The organism is Aliirhizobium wenxiniae (assembly GCF_014201355.1).
Classification (GTDB): Bacteria; Pseudomonadota; Alphaproteobacteria; order Rhizobiales; family Rhizobiaceae; genus Neorhizobium; species Neorhizobium wenxiniae.
Map to the genome: position 1 here is coordinate 241646 of NZ_JACHEG010000002.1, position 17141 is coordinate 258786.

Consider the following 17141-nt stretch of genomic DNA (forward strand, 5'->3'; position numbering starts at 1 on the left):
ATGAACTCGGCCAAAAAGCGCGTCGTCGTCTTCATCTCGGGCGGCGGCTCCAACATGGTATCGCTGGCCGATGCCTGCGCGGAACCGGGTTTTCCGGCCGAGATCGTCGCGGTTATCTCCGACAAGCCGACGGCCGGCGGGCTCGCCAAGGCCGAGGCGCGCGGCATCAGGACTTTCGTGTTTGAACGCAAGGCCTATGCCGGCAAGGTAGAACATGAGGCGGCAATCCTTTCCGCGCTTGCCGACATCAATCCCGACATCATCTGTCTCGCCGGTTACATGCGGCTGATCTCGGGCGATTTCATCCGCCCGTATGAGGGTCGCATTCTCAACATCCACCCTTCCCTGCTGCCACTCTTCCCAGGTCTTCACACGCATCAGCGTGCCATCGACGCCGGCATGAAGATCGCCGGCTGCACCGTGCATTTCGTCACCGAAGGCATGGACGAGGGTCCGATCGTGGCGCAGGCGGCCGTGCCGGTCATTTCCAATGACACCGCCGACACGCTGGCAGGACGCGTGCTGACAGTCGAACACAAGCTTTATCCGATGGCGCTGAAGCTGCTTTCCGAGGGCAAGGTGAGGATGGAGGGCGGGCGGGCTGTGTCCGCGCAGGCTACAGCGCCTGCGACCTTCCCGCAGATTATCTCACCGATCGAGGCTTGAACTCAAGCCGCCATCAGCTGCAGCGGATGCAGCGTGCCGTCGCTGTAGACGAAGCGGCCGTCGCGGAAAGTGGCACGGATGCGGTGGACGTCGCCGGTCTCGACAGCCACAAGATCGGCGCGCTGGCCGATCACGATTTCACCGCGATCGGTAAGGCCTGCCGCGCGGGCGGCATTTGAGGTTGCCATGGCGACGGCCTTGGGAAGGCCAATGGTCATGATATCGGCAAGTTTGAAGATTGCGGGAACGAAGGCGGCCGGATGGTAATCCGCTGCAATCGTCGACAGCAGGCCGGCGCTGGCTGCGTCGAGTGCGCTCAGATTGCCTGACATGGACCCGCCACGCAGCGCGTTCGGCGCGCCCATCAGCGTATGCAGGCCACGACGAATGGCTTCTTCTGCCGCCGCCATCGTCACCGGAAACTCGCTGATCGTCACGCCGAGATCGAACATCTCTATGACCTTTTCGGCGCTGTCGTCATCATGCGAGGCGAGCGACAGACCATGCTTCTTCGAAAGCGCGACGATTTCCTTCAACCGCGTTTCGATCTCCGGGTTGCTGCGCATCTCGATGCGCTTGTTGATCATCTCCTGGGCTGTCTCGATCGAGATCGAGCGACGCTCGGACATGCTCAGCACGTAAGCTTCGATATTGTTGTACTGGCCCTGCCCCGGCGTGTGGTCGGTCAGCGACACCATGTCGATCTCGCCGGCTTCAAGCAGCCGCTCCAACGTCGGCGCGGCACCGACATTGGTGATCTCGTAACGGGCATGAACGCGGTGGTCGATCAGAAGATCGTCACGCAGCCGGTTGATGCCCTCGATCACGGCCGAGGTGGTCTCCAGCGAGCGGACATTGCCGTAGACGCTTTCGGTGGCGAATGAGACGGCTGCATAGGCAGTCGTCACACCATGAGCGGCAAGCTTCTTGTCCAGTTCATGGATGCCGAAATCGATCGGCATCTCCGCCTTCGGACGCGGGGAAATCTCGCGCTCGATCATGTCACCATGCAGGTCGACGAAACCGGGCATCAGGTAACGCCCGCCGCCGTCGATCACGGCATCGGCAACCGGCTCGTCACGGATTTCGGCAATCGCGCCGTCCTCGATCCTGACCGAGCCGCCTTCAACGATCTGGTCCGGCAAAACGAGGGTGAAGTTGCCGAGCCACATGATCATCTCCTAATGCTTTCGGTCTGTCGGCTGGAGCCGTTAGGCGCGTTTCGTGACATTGGTGTGAAGCTGCAGAAATTTCACACAGCGGATGATACTCAGCCTGACGTCAATTCCGCACGATGCAGCATAGCCCACTGCAATGCGATGATCGTCTTGGCATCGGTGATCTCTCCTGTGGCGATCATCCTGTAAGCATCATCGAAGCCCAGAGTGACGATCTCGATATCCTCCGCCTCGCCTTCAAGGCCACCACCGAGACCGACCCTCTTATCGGCATCGACGCTGGCGAGGAAGAGCGACAGCTTTTCCGTCAGAGCGCCGGGGCTCGCATAAACGTCGCAGATATAGCGCGCCTTCTCTATGCTGAAACCGGTCTCTTCCATTGCCTCGCGAACAACGGCTTCGGCCGGTATTTCACCATCGTCAACGAGACCGGCAGGGATCTCCAGCATAAAAGCCGGGTCGCCATTGGCAAAGGCGCCGGAGCGGAACTGACGGACGAGAACGACAGTATCATCGGCTGGATTGTGCAGAAGAATGGCGGCAGCGCTGCCGTGATCATGGACTTCGCGAGTGACCGTAACGACACTCCCATCCCGCATCTGCTGCTCGAAGGTGAGCATCTCCAACGTCACAAATCCCTTCCACAGGGTCTTTCTCGATAAGAGGCGCACTCGGTCTGCTTCGGAAGTGTCGATATCGATCATGTCCGTTCCTGTACTTCTGATTCTCGTCGATGATGCAGGATCAGCTCTTGCGGAGCCAGACCTTGTTGTCGTGGACGGCTGCGCCACCGAAGGGAGCAACGGGGTCGGCGCCGGTCAGGACATTGATCCCCTCGCCGTCAAGATGCGCGTCGTTGGGCCATAGCCCTTCGGCGATCAGCACGCCCGGCTTTGCGCCCGGCACCAGCTTAGCATGAAGGCGGATTTCGCCACGGCGATTACCAAGACAGACGATATCACCATCGACAACGCCCAGACGTTCTGCATCGCTCGGTTCGATCATCACTTCCGGCCGGCCTTCCTTCTGTATCGAGCTTTTCGTCTCGGCAAAGCTGGAATTGAGGAAGCTGCGCGACGGAGAGGTCGCCAGCCGGAACGGATGCTCGGCATCAACCGTCTCGATCACCGCGACATGGTCCGGGAAGCGCGGCAATTCCGTGTGTGGGCCAAGCGGACCGACGCTATCCGGCGTGCGGTCGGGCGACGGGCCGTTTATCCAATCCGGCGAGAAACGGAACTTTCCATCCGGATATCCAAAGCCCTTGATATAATGGGCCGTGTCGAAATCCGGCTGGGCATCGATCCACTTGTCGGCCTTCAACTCGTCATAGGAGCTCCAGCCGCTATCGGCCAGGATACGGTCGATATGGCTTCGCTCATCCTTACCGAAGCCGGCGAAGTGATCGACGCCGAGGCGCTTTGCCAGTTCCTCGATGACGAAGAGATTGGTGCGCACCGTTTCCGGCGGCTCGACCAGCTTGGGCCCAAGCAGGATATGCTGCTGGCCGCCGGCGCGATAAAGATCGTCATGTTCGAGAAACATGGTCGCCGGCAGCACGATATCGGCCATCCTCGCCGTATCGGTCATGAACTGTTCGTGCACAGCGGTGAACAGGTCGTCGCGTAGAAATCCCTGCTTTACCAGGCGCTGCTCCGGCGCGATGTTCATCGGATTGGTGTTCTGGATCAGAAGCGCCGTGACCGGGCCGCGATGACGCAGCGCCACAGGATCGCCGGTCAGCACACGGCCGATCTGCGACTGGTCGAGCATGCGGATTTCCGGATCCATATAGGCGGTGCCCATCAATTCGGACTTGTTCAGCCGGAATATCTCGCCGTTATTATGGAAAGCGCCGCCGCCTTCATACTGCCAGGAGCCGAGAACAGTCGCGATCGAAAGCGCTGCATGCATCGCCGCCGTGCCGTTGCGCTGGCGGGAAAAGCCGTAACCGAGGCGGAAGAAGGTTTTCTTCGTCGTGCCGATCAGTTTTGCGAAGTCCTCGATCTCCTCGACCGAAAGACCGGTGATTTCCGACGCCCATTGCGGCGTGCGGGATTCCAGGTGCGCTTCGAGACCAGCCGGATCGTCGGCATATTTCGCCATATATTCGCGGTCGGCATAACCGTCGCGGAAGGCGACATGCATGAGGGCGCAGGCGAGTGCGGCATCGGTGCCGGGGCGAAGAACGATCTTCACGTCAGCCTGTTTCATCGTCGGATTGTCGTAGATGTCGACGACGACGATCTTCGCGCCACGTTCCTTGCGGGCCTTCACCGCATGGGTCATCACATTGACCTGGGTGGCCACCGCATTGGTGCCCCAGATGACGACGCAATCGGACTTGGCCATCTCGCGCGGATCAGGGCCGCGCAATGCGCCGGTGCCCATCACATAACCGGTCCAGGCCATGTTGGTGCAGATCGTGCCCATGAAGCCCGAATATTTCTTGGCGTGGCGAAGGCGCTCGATACTGTCGCGCTGCACCTGCCCCATCGTGCCGGCGTAAAAATACGGCCAGACGGCTTCGGAACCATGCTTGGCTTCGGCCTTGACGAAGGCATCGGCGATCTCGTCGAGTGCCGCTTCCCAGGAAAACTCCTGCCAATTGCCATCGCCCTTCGCACCTTTGCGGCGCTGCGGGACCATGAGGCGACCCGGATGATAGATGCGCTCAGAATAACGCGCGACCTTGGCGCAGATGACGCCAGCCGTATAGGTGTTATCAGACGACCCGCGCACACGACCGATCCTGCCGTCCTCGGTCAGATCGACATCCAGCGCACAGGCGCTCGGACAGTCATGCGGACAGACGGTATGGCCGACAGAATTGTGGCCGGGCTTGCTTTTGACAGAGATGGGGGTCGCGATGTTCATGGCTTTTCTATATTGCAAGCGAAGGCCCGCCAAAAGCGCCATTTGGCAGTCATCAATTTAATTCAAGCGAGACACAGGTTCAGATGAACTACCGGCATATCTACCACGCGGGCAATTTTGCCGATGTTCTCAAGCACGCCGTTCTGGCGCGGCTGGTTCGCTACCAGCAGAAAAAGGACAAGGCGTTCCGTGTGCTCGACACCCATGCCGGCATCGGTCTTTACGATCTGTCGTCGGAAGAGGCTCAGAAGACCGGCGAATGGGCGGAAGGCATCGGCCGACTGATGGAAGCCGAGCTTCCGGCAGATGTCGCCGAAATCCTCGAACCTTATTTCGCCGCGATCCGAGAACTGAACCCCAATGGCGGCATCAAGCTTTATCCCGGCTCGCCGAAGCTTGCCCGCATGCTGTTTCGCCCGCAGGATCGGCTTTCGGCGATGGAGTTGCATCCGGACGACTATAACCGCCTGCACAATCTGTTCGAGGGCGACTTTCAGGTTCGCGTGACCGAACTTGATGGCTGGCTGGCTCTCGGCGCGCATCTACCGCCGAAGGAAAAGCGCGGCATCGTTCTGGTCGATCCGCCCTTCGAGGAAGCTGGAGAATACGAGCGGTTGGCGAAGGGGCTGGCGACGGCGTATCGCCGCTTTTCCGGCGGCACCTATTGCCTCTGGTATCCGATCAAGAAGGGCGCGCCGATCAAGTCCTTCCACGAGGAACTTCAGGCGCTGGAAATCCCGAAAATGCTCTGCGCCGAGCTTTCGGTAAAAAGCGATCGCGAAACCACCGGGCTTTCCGGCACCGGCCTCATCATCGTCAATCCGCCCTTCACCCTGAAGGACGAGTTGCATGCGCTGCTGCCGGTGCTCAAGACCGTGCTCGGTCAGGACCGTTTTGCCTCACAGCGCGCCTTCTGGCTGCGTGGCGAAGAAGGCGGACGCGGCGAGGAATGATCGCCGGGAGGATCTCTAGGCCTTTTCCTGATGCTTGGCCCGCTGAATATCCAGTGGCTCGTGGCGGCGGAACTGTGAGCGCTCGAAAATGAAGATCACCACCAGCGCCATGACGAAGGGGATGATCAGGTAGAAGAGCCTGAAGACGAGCAGTGCTGCAATGACATCAGCCGGATTCATATCTGGAAGACCCATGACGAAGACGAGTTCCAGGACACCTAGACCACCCGGCGCATGAGAAAGAAGGGCGGCGGAAAAGGATACGAGAAAAATCCCGAGCACGACCATGTATCCGGGATTTCCGGCCTCCGGCAGAGCAAAATAGATGATCCCAGCAGCGCCGATCAGCTCGATCGGTGCGATCAAAAGCTGCGGCAGCACGACCCGCGGTGCGGGATAGACGATATTGACCGATCCGAGTTTCGACAGCCGGAGTGTCAGCGGCTTCAGCTTCATGAAGCTTGCGACGACATAGAGACCGATCAACACCAGCAGGAAATATCCCAGCGCCGCTGAGGCTTCGACCGGGATCAGATCACCGAAACGGGCAATCACTTCAGGCTCGATGACAAGAATGACGCCGATCAGCATCAGTGTCCCGAGAATGAAGGTGAAGGAACACATGGCGATGAGAACGCCGATTTCTGCCGGCGTCATGCCCCTTGTCGAATAGGCGCGGTAGCGGACAACGGCACCGGAGACAACAGAAGCGCCAATATTGTGCGACAATGCGTAGGTGGTGAACGAGCAGACGGTGATGAAAAACCAGTCGATCTTGCGCCCGAGATGCATCAAGGCGATTCGGTCGTAACCGGCCAAGGCCCAGTAGGCGACGAGGCTTGAAGCCGCGGCAAGACACCAGTGTGTCTTGGGAATAGCGGCAAGACTTACCCACAGATCATCGAGAGAAAGCCCCCTCAATTCCTTGTAGAGAAGCCACGCCGAAAGCGCTATCGTCAGGCCGCCCACGGCAGGCCACAGGTATTTCTTGAATGTCATTCAGCTGTTTCGCTCTTTGCTCCCCACCTCGATCACTGCATGCAGCCATCAGCGAATTTACACTCTATTCGCCTGGACACTGAACATTCAACAATTACAACGCTCTCGTGTTCCAATGGTGAGGATTCGTGATCATGATGAAGAAATCGTCAGCTCTCCGCGAGGTCCTTTTTGCCGCAGCGATCATGCTCGCAACAGCGGCTTTGACATTGTCCCCGGTCAATGCGCAGGAACGTCGCCAGGATCGAGCCCAGGACCGCGCCGGAAATTTCGACTTCTATGTGCTCTCGCTCTCATGGTCTCCGACCTTCTGCGCCACTGCCAAGGGCGGTCGCAACGACCAGCAATGCGGCATAGACAAACGGTTCCGCTTCGTCGTGCATGGCCTGTGGCCACAATATGAAAAGGGTTATCCGGACTTTTGCCGAACCTCCGAGCCTGAACGGGTACCGCGTACGGTTGGCGAAAAGATGTTCGACATCATGCCATCGATGGGACTTGTCGGCCATCAGTGGCGAAAGCACGGTAGCTGCTCCGGGCTGGACCAAGAGACCTATTTCGACAAGGTTCGCCAGGCCTATGAGCGTGTAGAGATTCCTGCCGACCTAACCCACGGCGACCGGCCGCTCAGCCTTTCCGCGGACGAAATCGAGCAAAAGTTCCTCAGCGCCAATCCTGGCATGAGCCACCGCGGCATCGCCGCGAGCTGCGAGGGACGCCAGTTGGAAGAAATCCGCATCTGCCTCACCAAGGATCTCGCTTTCCGCGACTGCGCCGAAGTCGACCGCCGAGGCTGCACGATCAGCCAGATCACCCTTCCGCCAGCACGCTGACAAATTTCAAAGAGGAAATCCGATGAAAATTCTTTATTCCCCCGCCTCCCCTTATTCAGCCAAGTGCCGCATGGCGGCGCGTCATCTCGGTATTGCACTGACCGAGGTGAAGACCGACACAAATTCGGCACCAGCGGAACTGACCGACAACAATCCGCTCGGAAAGATCCCCGTCCTGATCCGCGACGGCGAAGCGCCGATCTATGACAGCGTCGCGATCATGCATTTTCTCGACCGTAAGTCGGGCGGCAAACTTTATCCGAAAAAGGATGAGAAGCGCACCGAAGCGGAAGTGCTCGAGGCGCTGTGCGATGGTGTGATGGACTGCCTTCTTTCGATTGTCTACGAGCGCCGTTTCCGCGGCGAGGAAAACGCCTATCAGCCGTGGATCGACAAGCAGTGGGCCAAGGTCGTCAAATCACTCGACTACCTGGAAAAGAACCTGCCGAAGACCGGCAAGAAACTGCATGGCGGCCATTTCGCGCTCGCAGCCATGATCGGTTATCTCGACCTGCGCTTTAACGGCCAATGGGCCGAAGGCCGTCCGGAACTTGCTTCCTGGCCGGATATCTTTGCCAAGAAGTTTTACCATTATGCGGAGATGAAGGCAGCGGCGTAAATCTACCCGGACATTTCATGTCAGCCTGTTCGAACCAATCAAGGGGCCGGTTCAGGCCCCTTTTAAATTTTCACCGCCTCGCCGGTCGATAACGACCGAATATTCTTGCCATCACGGGCAATCGGATCGAGAACATATCATCCAAAAATCAGGGAGGTGACGATGGCCAAAGGTCAGGTTCGCAGCAACAAAGAAGTTCGGAAACCCAAGAAGGACAAGGGCGCTGAGAAAGTCGCGAAAACGCCCGGTTCGCAGGTGAAAAATTCCGAAAGCTCAATCACCAAGAAGTAACTCACGCCGCTGGGCGGAAGCCCGCGGCGGTTGGGGTGGTGGCCGGATCTGGCAAGATGACGAAAAAGCCTTTCCGGCCGGTACCGCATAAATTTTCTGTCGAGCGAAGCAGGAGAACTCGCTCCTGTAGGCCTAATCCGGCTGGCTACGCTCCCAACCCCTGGCAGAGTTAGACTTTCTTCCTAGTCGGCCAAACGGCTGAATAGCTTGCCCTACCCCGCTCGTCCGCTACCATGAGACGAACGGCGGGAGGCCGTGATGGAGGAAATCATATGACGATCACTCGATTGACGCGGCGCGCCGCGCTTGTTCTTGCCGGCTCTGCCCTGTCGGCTTTGTCTCTCGGCCAGCCGGCGGCGGCGCAGACATTTCCCGACCGGACGATCACGCTGGTCGTGCCTTTTGCCGCCGGCGGCTCGACGGACGTGGTCGGTCGCGTCGTTGCGCAGAAGATGGGCGATATCCTCGGCCAGCAGGTCGTGGTGGAAAACGTTGCCGGCGCAGGTGGCAATCTCGGTGCCGACCGCGTGGCCCGCGCAGACCCGGATGGCTATACGATCCTCATGGGCACCGTCGCAACACACGCACTCAACCCATTGATCCTGAAGCAAAAGCCGTACGATCCGGAAAAGGATTTCTCACCGGTTTCGCTGCTCGTGGTGGTACCGAACGTGCTGGTCGTCAACCCGAAGCTCGAAGTCAATTCCGTGGCAGAACTGATCGAGCTGCTGAAAAAGGAACCGGACAAATATTCCTATGCATCGTCGGGCAACGGCACGCCGCTGCATCTCTCCGGTGAACTGTTCAACAGCATGGCGGGTGTGAAGATGCAGCACGTGCCTTATAAAGGCGCCGGCCCTGCGCTCAACGACCTTCTCGGCAACCAGATCTCGATCATGTTCGACAACCTCCCCTCGTCCTCCAGCCATATCAAGGGCGGGACGCTGAAAGCGCTCGGCATCACGACGAAGGAACGCGCGCCCTCCTTCCCTGACGTGCCGACCGTGGCCGAGACCGTGCCGGGTTATGAGACTTATACCTGGAACGCCCTGTTCGCCCCCGCTGGCACGCCTCCGGAGGTGGTCGCAAAGCTAAACGAAGCCGCCAATACGGCGCTTAAGGATCCAGCCGTCGCCGGTCGGATGAAGGACTTTTCCGCAACGATCGTCGGCTCCACACCGGAAGAACTCGGCAAGCATGTGACCGCCGAACTCGCCAAATGGAGCCCGGTCGTCAAGGCCGCCAATATCCAGATGGACTGAAGATTTTCACATACAAAAAAGCCCGCGGCATTCACGCCGCGGGCTTCCCCAGCCTGTTTAGGCTAAAGGGCTGATTAGAACTTCACGCCGATACCGACCTTGACGCTGTGGTCGTCATAGCCCTTCGAGAAGGAGCCGCTATCGAGATTGTAGTCCTTGGAACCGTAGTCGGTGTAACGGTATTCGAGACGGGCCGTGATGTTGCTGGTGACGAAGGCTTCAGCACCTGCACCGACCGTGTAACCAACGGCAGTCTTGCTTTCCGACGAGGTTGCGTCAGACAGCTTGTTGTCCTGGATGGCAACACCGGCCGTACCGTAGATCAGGAAGGGGTTCATGTCGTAACCGACGCGACCACGCAGCGAGCCGTTCCAGCCAGCCTTGCCTTCGAGATCAGGATAGGTGCCGTCCTTTTCGCCGTTGTAGGCGACATCGCCTTCAACACCGTAGACGATCTGGCCGCTCTGCCAGTTGTAACCGGTGTAGAGACCGCCACCAAGCTTGCCATCACGATCACCAGCGCCGAAACGGCCCCAGTCGTAAGCACCGGTTGCACCGAGGTAGTAACCCTGCCAGTTGCCAACAGCCGGAGCAGGTTCTTCAACGGCGACCGGCGCCTGCGGGATCTGGTCTACAGCGTCAGCAGCATTGGCCGCGGAAATTGCGATAAAGCTTGCAGCCGAAGCCATCAGAGTTGCGATGAGAATACGCATACATTTTTCTCCTTTTAATGCTGCCGGGAAGGCGTCACATCAACATTGTTGGCGACAGCTTTGTTCCCTGCTCGCTGAGGAGAAATTTGGAATGCAATTGAGGAAATGAGAGAGCCGAATTGTGAATTGTTTGCGGCAGAAAGAAGGCTAAATCTTGATGTTGCATCGCCGCAACATGTATTTCATTAACCCTAATACAATACTAATTCGATGATTAACTTATTTACATTTCTTTCTTATTTCTTAACAGGTCAAAATATCCAAGTCAATACACGCGAAATCTGATGACAATCATCAAGCCGCACCAAAGATGCGCTTATTGTTCGAGTTTAGATCAAACAGATCGCATCTCGGCTCCTCCCGTTTATGCTTCGAAATACCTGTCTATGCATGCCGCTGCCGACCTCACACCGGCACGACCGTCTGAATGCCGCCGCATTTCGTCAACGGCCTCGATTGAGGCGCAACAACCGCGCCTGCTTCCAAACCGCCTCACTGGACACTATCTGTGAAAGCAGAAATCGACTTCGATTCGAGATATGGCGAGCCCGGCGCCTAAGCGCGACGTGGCGGAGATATGGAATGAACGACAAGAAGCTGCCGGATGGCGGCGTTCTCTATGACGAGATCGATGATGACGAGGATGACGCAGCGGCGCCGGATACGGCTGCCGACGCCGTTACCGCCTCGATCGACTGGAACGAGGCGGTAAAAAACGAAAGCGGCCTCAAGGGCGCCGATCTGATCGCCGAATTCGTCAAACATCTGCCGAACGCGCCGGGCGTCTATCGCATGTTTAATGAGGCCGGCGACGTCATGTATGTCGGCAAGGCGCGCAGCCTGAAGAAACGCGTCGGCAATTATGCGCAAGGAAGGCTGCATTCAAACCGCCTCACCCGCATGGTGCGCGAGACGACGCATATGGAATTCGTCACGACGCGGACGGAAACCGAAGCGCTGCTTCTCGAAGCCAATCTGATCAAGCGGCTGCGCCCTCGCTTCAATGTGCTTTTGCGCGACGACAAGTCGTTTCCCTATATTCTGATCAGCGGCGATCACCGCGCTCCTGCTCTATTGAAGCATCGCGGCGCGCGGGCACGCACAGGCCAGTATTTCGGGCCATTCGCCTCGGCCTCCGCCGTCGGCCGCACTATCAATTCATTGCAGCGCGCATTCCTGCTGCGCACCTGCACCGACAGCGTGTTCGAGACGCGCACGCGGCCCTGTCTTCTTTATCAAATCAAACGCTGTTCCGGCCCCTGCACGCATGAAATCAGCGATGCGGGCTATGCCGATCTGGTAAAAGAGGCCTCCGACTTTTTGTCGGGCCGCAGCCAGAATGTGAAGAACACGATCGCTGCCCAGATGCAGGAGGCTTCGGAAGATCTCGATTTCGAGCGTGCTGCAGTCTATCGCGATCGCCTTGCGGCGCTTTCGCATGTCCAGAGCCATCAGGGCATCAACCCGGCCGGCGTCGAGGAAGCGGATATCTTCGCCATCCATCACGAGGGCGGACTGACCTGTATCCAGGTCTTCTTCTTCCGCACCGGCCAGAACTGGGGTAACCGCGCCTATTTCCCCAAGGCAGATCCGCAAATGACGGCAGCCGAAGTGCTGAACGCGTTCCTTGCGCAGTTCTACGACGACAAGCCGATCCCGAAACAGATCCTGCTTTCCGAAACGGTAGAGGAACAGGATTTGCTGGCGCTCGCCTTTTCCGAAAAGGCAGGACACAAGGTGGCGATCCTAGTGCCCCAGCGGGGCGAAAAGCGCGATCTCGTCGATCACGTTCTCGCCAATGCCCGCGAAGCGCATGGCCGCAAGCAGGCCGAGACCTCCTCGCAGGCGCGCCTGCTCAAGGGATTGGCCGAGACCTTTGCGCTCCCTTACGTGCCGCGGCGTATCGAGATCTACGACAACTCGCATATCATGGGCACCAATGCCGTCGGCGGCATGGTCGTGGCGGGGCCGGAAGGTTTCGTGAAGGGCCAGTATCGCAAGTTCAACATCAAATCGACCGACATCACGCCGGGCGACGATTTTGGCATGATGAAGGAAGTGATGACGCGGCGCTTCTCCCGCCTGATCAAGGAAGAAGGCATTCCCAACCGCAGCATTTCAGCCGCCACGGCAAGCGAAGCCGAAACCAGCTCCGACGACATCAATGACGCCTCTTTCCCGGCATGGCCCGACGTGATCCTGATCGACGGCGGCCAGGGGCAGATGACGGCCGTTCGCGCCATTCTCGACGAACTCGGCATTCGCGATGTCGTGACCGCGATCGGCGTCGCCAAAGGCGTCGACCGTGATGCCGGCCGCGAGCGGTTCTTTGCCGATGGCAAAAGCGACTTTTCGCTGCCACCGCGCGATCCGGTTCTCTATTTCATCCAGCGCATGCGCGACGAGGCCCACAGGTTTGCGATCGGTTCTCACCGAGCACGCCGCAAGAAAGAGATGATAAAGAACCCGCTGGACGAGATTTCCGGCATCGGACCGGGCAGAAAACGCAAACTCCTGCAGCATTTCGGCACGGCCAAAGCGGTATCGCGCGCGGGCCTCAACGATCTCATGGCAGTCGAAGGCATTTCGGAGGCTGTGGCAAAGCAGGTGTATAACCATTTTCATGAAACCCGGCCGGGTTGAACACACCGGATTGCCCCTCATCCGCCTGACGGCACCTTCTCCCCGCTAGCGTGGAGAAGGGCAAATCCCCTCGCCCCGTTTACGGAGAGAGGGTTACGGTGAGGAGCAGATCTCGCTGGGACGAATTGATCGCCTGTCACAATCGTCTGTAAAAAAGCCGCGAAACCGGTTGACGCTTGGCCTTCGACGCATCAACTAGGGGACAACCCGCAAGCATAGGTACGATATGGCTTCCCGCGCATACAATATCCCCAATCTTCTCACCTATGCGCGCATCATTGCCGTGCCGGTGATCGTTCTCTGTTTTTTCGTCGAGGGGAAGCTCGAAAGCTCTGATACGGCTCGCTGGACGGCACTGTGGCTGTTTGTCATCGCCTCGCTTACCGACTATCTCGACGGCTATCTCGCGCGCATCTGGAACCAGACGTCGAATATCGGCCGCATGCTTGATCCGATCGCTGACAAACTACTGGTCGCGTCGGTGCTGCTGCTGATGGCAGCGGACGGGACGATTGCCGGCTGGTCGCTCTGGGCAGCGATCACCATTCTCTGCCGTGAAATCCTCGTCTCGGGCCTGCGTGAATATCTTGCCGCGCTGAAAGTCTCCGTGCCGGTCACACGGGTCGCCAAATGGAAGACGACGATCCAGATGGTATCGATCGCCTTCCTGCTCGCCGGTCCAGCCGGCGACAAGGTCGTGCCTTATATAACCGAAATGGGCATCGCGCTTCTCTGGGTCGCTGCGATCCTGACTTTCTACACCGGCTATGACTACTTCAAGGCTGGCGTGAAGCATCTGGTGGATGCGGATTGAGGGCTCTGGAATGAAGGTCAATCTCATCTATTTCGCCTGGGTCCGCGAACGCATCGGCAAGACCGAGGAAGAGATGGAACTTCCCAAGAGCGTCGTGACCGTTGGCGATTTGCTGAGCCATCTGAAAGGCTTGGGCGAAGAATACGAGACCGCGCTTCAATTTCCGGACGTGATCCGCGTGGCGATCAATCAGGAACATGTCGAGCATGACGAGGCGATCGCCGGTGCCCGCGAGATTGGCATATTTCCGCCGATGACGGGCGGGTGATACGGTGAGTGTCCCCTCTCCCACCATCCGCGTGCAGGCGCATGATTTCGACCTTCAGGCGGAAGTCGATGCCCTGAGTGGCGGCCGCATGGATATCGGCGCCATCGTTTCATTCGTCGGGCTCTGCCGCAGCGAGCAGGGAGGCCTTTCGGCGCTGGAACTTGAGCATTATCCCGGCATGGCGGAAACGGAGATGAAGCGGATCGCCGATCTTGCGATCGAGCGTTTTTCACTGATGGGAGCGACGGCCATCCACCGTTATGGCCGGATCGAGCCGGGCCAGAATATCGTGTTGGTCATCGCTGCCGCGCCACACCGGCAGGCCGCCTTCGATGGCGCCAATTTCATCATGGACTACCTGAAAACCTCGGCCCCCTTCTGGAAGAAGGAACATGCGGCCGACGGCACCGCCGGAGAATGGATCGAAGCCAAAGGCATCGATGACAAGGCGAAGGACAAGTGGGGCTGAATATCGCCTCCAGTCAGATGGTCACCCGCTCCCGCCGGCTGAGAACCAGCAGCAGAACCAGCCCCGAAATGACCGCCAGATCGCGCCAGAAAATCGGCCCGTAACCACTCCATAACGTTTCGGCGACACCGACCAGAGCCGCACCCGCCGCCGATCTGATCGGGTTCCAATGCCCGCCGGCAGCAGCGATCAGCACGACTTTCAGACCGAAAAGCAGGCCGGCACCGAAATCCATCGTGCCGTAATAGGAGGTCGCGAGCACGCCGCAGACGGATGCATAAAGCGCCGCCAGCGCGTAGGCCGAAACGAAGATTCGTGCCGAACTGACGCCGGACAGTTCGGCCGCAAGAGCATCGTCGGAAACTGCCCGCCAGCAGCGGCCGAAGCGGCTATGCCTAAGCGTGATGTGGCCGATGACAACCATGACCAGCATCAGCGCCGTATTGATGAGCTGCAGCATCGTCAGCCCAACGGAAAAGCCGGCCCCCTGCCAGAAGACGATGCGGCCATCAAGAAAAGGCGGCAACCAAAGTTCGCGCGTATCGGAGGCAAGCCGCGCGCCTTCCATCAGCACCATCACCAGACCGAGCGAGGCGACGATCATGGCATTCGGCGAGACGGCTGAAAGCGGCCGCATGACGAACCTCCCGATCGCGACGCCTGCCCCTACCCCGCCCATCAATCCAACCACCGCACCAAGCGCCAGCGATGCGGGCAGAACAAGCCACAACCGATCCCAACCGATATAGGCAAAGAGGAGATAGACATGGCCTGAAAAGGCGAAGATCGCGCCATAGGTAATGTCGGCGCGTCGGGTTACGGCAAAGGCGATAGCATAACCGAAAGCCAGCGCCGCGTAGAGCGATGCAATCGGCAGAGCATTGGCGATCTGCTGCAGGAAATAGGCCATGCGGCGCTCCAATAGGTGAGATCGAATATAACTGGTAAAAGCCATTTTGAAAGTTATAATTGCCCATGACCTTTTCATGGACACGACATCGTTTTGCCGGGGGTGCGCTGGCGCTGGACGTCGCCAACAGCGTCATCCTGCGCTTCGACCCTGCCCGCAGCGTGGATCGGTTTGCCAAGCCGGCACAGCTGGATGCATTTGCGAAAGCTGCAGGCGAATTCTCCGCGGAGCGCGCGCTGTTCGGCACGCCTGCTGCCTTACAGAAGCCGAACGAGGCATCTTTCATTGCGATGCGTGAGGCGATCGACCGGTATTTTCGGGCCTGCGTAAGCGAGGCAGAAACACCGCGGCTTCTCGCCTCACTGCTGGAGGCGGTCGCCACGATACTGCCGCTGGGAGCCAAGGGATCGCTGGAGGCGGAGACGGCCTATTCGGCTCTGAGGCTGTTATCCGAGACCGAAAAGAAGAGGATCAGAATCTGCGGCAATTGCGGCTGGTTGTTCATCGACCGCAGCAAGAACCGCAGCCGCATCTGGTGCGACATGTCCGTCTGCGGCAATCGGGTCAAGGCTGCGCGTCACTACAATGCCAGGAAGGATCGGCTGCCATGAAGGGCACGGCGCTCGCGGCCGCTCTCGCAATCCTTGCTCTCGCCTCCTGCCAGCGGGAAACCGAAGGAAAGCTGGTCGAACTCTCCGGACGCATTTTCGTGTTCAACTATCGCGTGGCCACGGCCAACTATCTCGTCACACTGAAAAAGCTTCGCCCTTTGCCGGATGGCAGCATCGTTACGGCAGAGTTCGAAAATCCGAAGGGTGGCGATACGTTGCTGGCGCGGGAAAAGATCTTTCCCATCGATGAGAAGATCGTCATCCAGAGCCCGCATCTGCAATGCGTGCGCAAGGATCACCCCTATGCAGTGACCATCCGCATCCTGTCGGCGTCGGGAGATATGCTGCAGGAGATCGAAACGAGCATCACCTCGGATGTCGACCAGAGCGTGCTGCCTGCCAAGCCGCTCGTCGTTGGGCCGGGCTATACGCCCAATCCGGATGTCTTTCACGCCGATGGAAGCCGGGACATGTCGGGTGACAGCAACTGCCCTGCATAACAAAAAAGCCGGAGCGTCAGCCCCGGCTTTTTCAAATATCAATCGTGTGGCGATTAGCCGACGATTTCGGTTTCTGCGAACCAGTAGGCGATTTCCTGAGCGGCAGTTTCCGGAGCATCCGAACCGTGAACCGAGTTTTCGCCGATCGACAGAGCGAACTGCTTGCGGATCGTGCCTTCAGCTGCCTGGGCCGGGTTGGTCGCGCCCATGATTTCGCGGTTCTTCAGGATGGCGCCTTCGCCTTCGAGAACCTGAACGATGGTCGGGCCGGAGGTCATGCCTTCAACCAGTTCGCCAAAGAACGGACGTTCCTTGTGAACTGCGTAAAAGCCTTCGGCTTCGCGCTTCGACATCCAAACGCGCTTGGACGCGATGATGCGCAGGCCGTTGTCTTCGAATACCTTGGTGATAGCGCCGGTCAGGTTGCGCTTGGTGGCGTCCGGCTTGATCATCGAGAAGGTGCGTTCAATCGCCATCTTGTCTATCCTTTGTTTCCAGGGGCACTTTGCCAGGGGAAAGTTGGCGGTGTTTACCC

The 17141-nt window shown here is 58.7% G+C and carries 18 protein-coding genes; 11 read left to right on the forward strand and 7 right to left on the reverse strand.

The genetic code is table 11. The annotated features are described in order from the left end of the window. On the forward strand, positions 1–666 hold the full coding sequence (purN, locus tag HNQ72_RS09145) for a phosphoribosylglycinamide formyltransferase (protein WP_210319556.1): 666 nt from the start codon (positions 1–3) through the stop codon (positions 664–666). Positions 667–668: 2 nt separating this feature from the next. Here the strand turns inward: purN and HNQ72_RS09150 are convergent, their stop codons facing one another. The 3 genes from HNQ72_RS09150 to HNQ72_RS09160 all read right to left on the reverse strand — a co-directional run bounded on the left by HNQ72_RS09150 (position 669) and on the right by HNQ72_RS09160 (position 4721). After that, on the reverse strand, positions 669–1838 hold the full coding sequence (locus HNQ72_RS09150; RefSeq protein WP_183991817.1) for an alpha-D-ribose 1-methylphosphonate 5-triphosphate diphosphatase: 1170 nt from the start codon (positions 1836–1838) through the stop codon (positions 669–671). A 98-nt stretch (positions 1839–1936) separates the two neighbouring features. Then, positions 1937–2548, reverse strand: coding sequence for an NUDIX domain-containing protein (locus HNQ72_RS09155; protein ID WP_183991819.1), 612 nt, complete (start codon positions 2546–2548; stop codon positions 1937–1939). 40 nt (positions 2549–2588) lie between these two features. Continuing rightward, positions 2589–4721: a molybdopterin-containing oxidoreductase family protein gene (locus HNQ72_RS09160; protein ID WP_183991821.1), complete on the reverse strand. Its 2133-nt coding sequence runs from the start codon at positions 4719–4721 to the stop codon at positions 2589–2591. Between the two features lie 83 nt (positions 4722–4804). Between HNQ72_RS09160 and HNQ72_RS09165 the strand changes: the two genes are divergently transcribed. After that, positions 4805–5674 carry a 23S rRNA (adenine(2030)-N(6))-methyltransferase RlmJ gene (locus tag HNQ72_RS09165; protein ID WP_183991823.1) on the forward strand — a complete coding sequence of 290 codons (870 nt, stop codon included), beginning with the start codon at positions 4805–4807 and terminating at the stop codon, positions 5672–5674. Between the two features lie 15 nt (positions 5675–5689). On the opposite strand, the gene HNQ72_RS09170 is transcribed toward HNQ72_RS09165, so the two are convergent. Beyond that, on the reverse strand, positions 5690–6673 hold the full coding sequence (locus HNQ72_RS09170; RefSeq protein WP_183991825.1) for a lysylphosphatidylglycerol synthase domain-containing protein: 984 nt from the start codon (positions 6671–6673) through the stop codon (positions 5690–5692). A 137-nt stretch (positions 6674–6810) separates the two neighbouring features. On the opposite strand from HNQ72_RS09170, the gene HNQ72_RS09175 reads away from it, so the two are divergent. The 3 genes from HNQ72_RS09175 (at position 6811) to HNQ72_RS09185 (ending at position 9678) form a co-directional block, all read left to right on the forward strand. Beyond that, positions 6811–7506, forward strand: a complete 696-nt coding sequence (locus HNQ72_RS09175) for a ribonuclease T2 family protein (protein WP_183993062.1) — start codon at positions 6811–6813, stop codon at positions 7504–7506. Between the two features lie 22 nt (positions 7507–7528). After that, positions 7529–8125 (forward strand): glutathione S-transferase, encoded by a 597-nt coding sequence (locus tag HNQ72_RS09180; RefSeq protein ID WP_183991827.1) that lies wholly within the window; start codon positions 7529–7531, stop codon positions 8123–8125. A 563-nt stretch (positions 8126–8688) separates the two neighbouring features. Continuing rightward, positions 8689–9678 (forward strand): Bug family tripartite tricarboxylate transporter substrate binding protein, encoded by a 990-nt coding sequence (locus HNQ72_RS09185; protein ID WP_183991829.1) that lies wholly within the window; start codon positions 8689–8691, stop codon positions 9676–9678. A gap of 74 nt (positions 9679–9752) precedes the next feature. Here HNQ72_RS09185 and HNQ72_RS09190 read toward each other — a convergent pair whose 3' ends face one another. Beyond that, positions 9753–10391: an outer membrane protein gene (locus HNQ72_RS09190; protein WP_183991831.1), complete on the reverse strand. Its 639-nt coding sequence runs from the start codon at positions 10389–10391 to the stop codon at positions 9753–9755. Positions 10392–10973: 582 nt separating this feature from the next. Here HNQ72_RS09190 and uvrC point away from each other — a divergent pair. The 4 genes from uvrC to HNQ72_RS09210 all read left to right on the forward strand — a co-directional run bounded on the left by uvrC (position 10974) and on the right by HNQ72_RS09210 (position 14585). Beyond that, complete coding sequence (gene uvrC / locus HNQ72_RS09195; RefSeq protein ID WP_183991833.1) at positions 10974–13034, forward strand: excinuclease ABC subunit UvrC; 2061 nt, start codon at positions 10974–10976, stop codon at positions 13032–13034. A 226-nt stretch (positions 13035–13260) separates the two neighbouring features. Further along, positions 13261–13848: a CDP-diacylglycerol--glycerol-3-phosphate 3-phosphatidyltransferase gene (pgsA, locus tag HNQ72_RS09200; protein ID WP_183991835.1), complete on the forward strand. Its 588-nt coding sequence runs from the start codon at positions 13261–13263 to the stop codon at positions 13846–13848. 10 nt (positions 13849–13858) lie between these two features. Continuing rightward, on the forward strand, positions 13859–14116 hold the full coding sequence (moaD, locus tag HNQ72_RS09205; RefSeq protein WP_183991837.1) for a molybdopterin converting factor subunit 1: 258 nt from the start codon (positions 13859–13861) through the stop codon (positions 14114–14116). Between the two features lie 4 nt (positions 14117–14120). Further along, on the forward strand, positions 14121–14585 hold the full coding sequence (locus tag HNQ72_RS09210; protein WP_183991839.1) for a molybdenum cofactor biosynthesis protein MoaE: 465 nt from the start codon (positions 14121–14123) through the stop codon (positions 14583–14585). Between the two features lie 13 nt (positions 14586–14598). On the opposite strand, the gene HNQ72_RS09215 is transcribed toward HNQ72_RS09210, so the two are convergent. Continuing rightward, on the reverse strand, positions 14599–15495 hold the full coding sequence (locus HNQ72_RS09215; protein ID WP_183991841.1) for a branched-chain amino acid ABC transporter permease: 897 nt from the start codon (positions 15493–15495) through the stop codon (positions 14599–14601). 65 nt (positions 15496–15560) lie between these two features. Here HNQ72_RS09215 and HNQ72_RS09220 point away from each other — a divergent pair, with 65 nt between their 5' ends. Both HNQ72_RS09220 and HNQ72_RS09225 read left to right on the forward strand, forming a co-directional pair. After that, positions 15561–16106 (forward strand): CGNR zinc finger domain-containing protein, encoded by a 546-nt coding sequence (locus tag HNQ72_RS09220; protein WP_183991843.1) that lies wholly within the window; start codon positions 15561–15563, stop codon positions 16104–16106. Then, the gene (locus tag HNQ72_RS09225; RefSeq protein ID WP_183991845.1) at positions 16103–16606 is read left to right on the forward strand and encodes a hypothetical protein; all 504 of its coding nucleotides are present in this window, start codon (positions 16103–16105) and stop codon (positions 16604–16606) included. Before HNQ72_RS09220 ends, HNQ72_RS09225 begins: the two co-directional genes overlap by 4 nt. A 53-nt stretch (positions 16607–16659) precedes the next feature. Here the strand turns inward: HNQ72_RS09225 and ndk are convergent, their stop codons facing one another. After that, positions 16660–17082: a nucleoside-diphosphate kinase gene (gene ndk / locus HNQ72_RS09230; protein WP_148145381.1), complete on the reverse strand. Its 423-nt coding sequence runs from the start codon at positions 17080–17082 to the stop codon at positions 16660–16662. Positions 17083–17141 lie beyond the last annotated feature (59 nt).

Bases quoted from the DNA above. Each gene is read 5' to 3' on its own strand.
- HNQ72_RS09150 (WP_183991817.1), bottom strand. From the start codon at position 1,838: ATGTGGCTCGGCAACTTCACCCTCGTTTTGCCGGACCAGATCGTTGAA.
- HNQ72_RS09155 (WP_183991819.1), bottom strand. From the start codon at position 2,548: ATGATCGATATCGACACTTCCGAAGCAGACCGAGTGCGCCTCTTATCG.
- uvrC (WP_183991833.1), top strand. From the start codon at position 10,974: ATGAACGACAAGAAGCTGCCGGATGGCGGCGTTCTCTATGACGAGATC.
- HNQ72_RS09220 (WP_183991843.1), top strand. From the start codon at position 15,561: ATGACCTTTTCATGGACACGACATCGTTTTGCCGGGGGTGCGCTGGCG.
- HNQ72_RS09170 (WP_183991825.1), bottom strand. From the start codon at position 6,673: ATGACATTCAAGAAATACCTGTGGCCTGCCGTGGGCGGCCTGACGATA.
- pgsA (WP_183991835.1), top strand. From the start codon at position 13,261: ATGGCTTCCCGCGCATACAATATCCCCAATCTTCTCACCTATGCGCGC.
- HNQ72_RS09165 (WP_183991823.1), top strand. From the start codon at position 4,805: ATGAACTACCGGCATATCTACCACGCGGGCAATTTTGCCGATGTTCTC.
- purN (WP_210319556.1), top strand. From the start codon at position 1: ATGAACTCGGCCAAAAAGCGCGTCGTCGTCTTCATCTCGGGCGGCGGC.
- HNQ72_RS09185 (WP_183991829.1), top strand. From the start codon at position 8,689: ATGACGATCACTCGATTGACGCGGCGCGCCGCGCTTGTTCTTGCCGGC.
- HNQ72_RS09160 (WP_183991821.1), bottom strand. From the start codon at position 4,721: ATGAACATCGCGACCCCCATCTCTGTCAAAAGCAAGCCCGGCCACAAT.
- HNQ72_RS09190 (WP_183991831.1), bottom strand. From the start codon at position 10,391: ATGCGTATTCTCATCGCAACTCTGATGGCTTCGGCTGCAAGCTTTATC.
- ndk (WP_148145381.1), bottom strand. From the start codon at position 17,082: ATGGCGATTGAACGCACCTTCTCGATGATCAAGCCGGACGCCACCAAG.
- HNQ72_RS09175 (WP_183993062.1), top strand. From the start codon at position 6,811: ATGAAGAAATCGTCAGCTCTCCGCGAGGTCCTTTTTGCCGCAGCGATC.
- HNQ72_RS09215 (WP_183991841.1), bottom strand. From the start codon at position 15,495: ATGGCCTATTTCCTGCAGCAGATCGCCAATGCTCTGCCGATTGCATCG.
- moaD (WP_183991837.1), top strand. From the start codon at position 13,859: ATGAAGGTCAATCTCATCTATTTCGCCTGGGTCCGCGAACGCATCGGC.
- HNQ72_RS09225 (WP_183991845.1), top strand. From the start codon at position 16,103: ATGAAGGGCACGGCGCTCGCGGCCGCTCTCGCAATCCTTGCTCTCGCC.
- HNQ72_RS09180 (WP_183991827.1), top strand. From the start codon at position 7,529: ATGAAAATTCTTTATTCCCCCGCCTCCCCTTATTCAGCCAAGTGCCGC.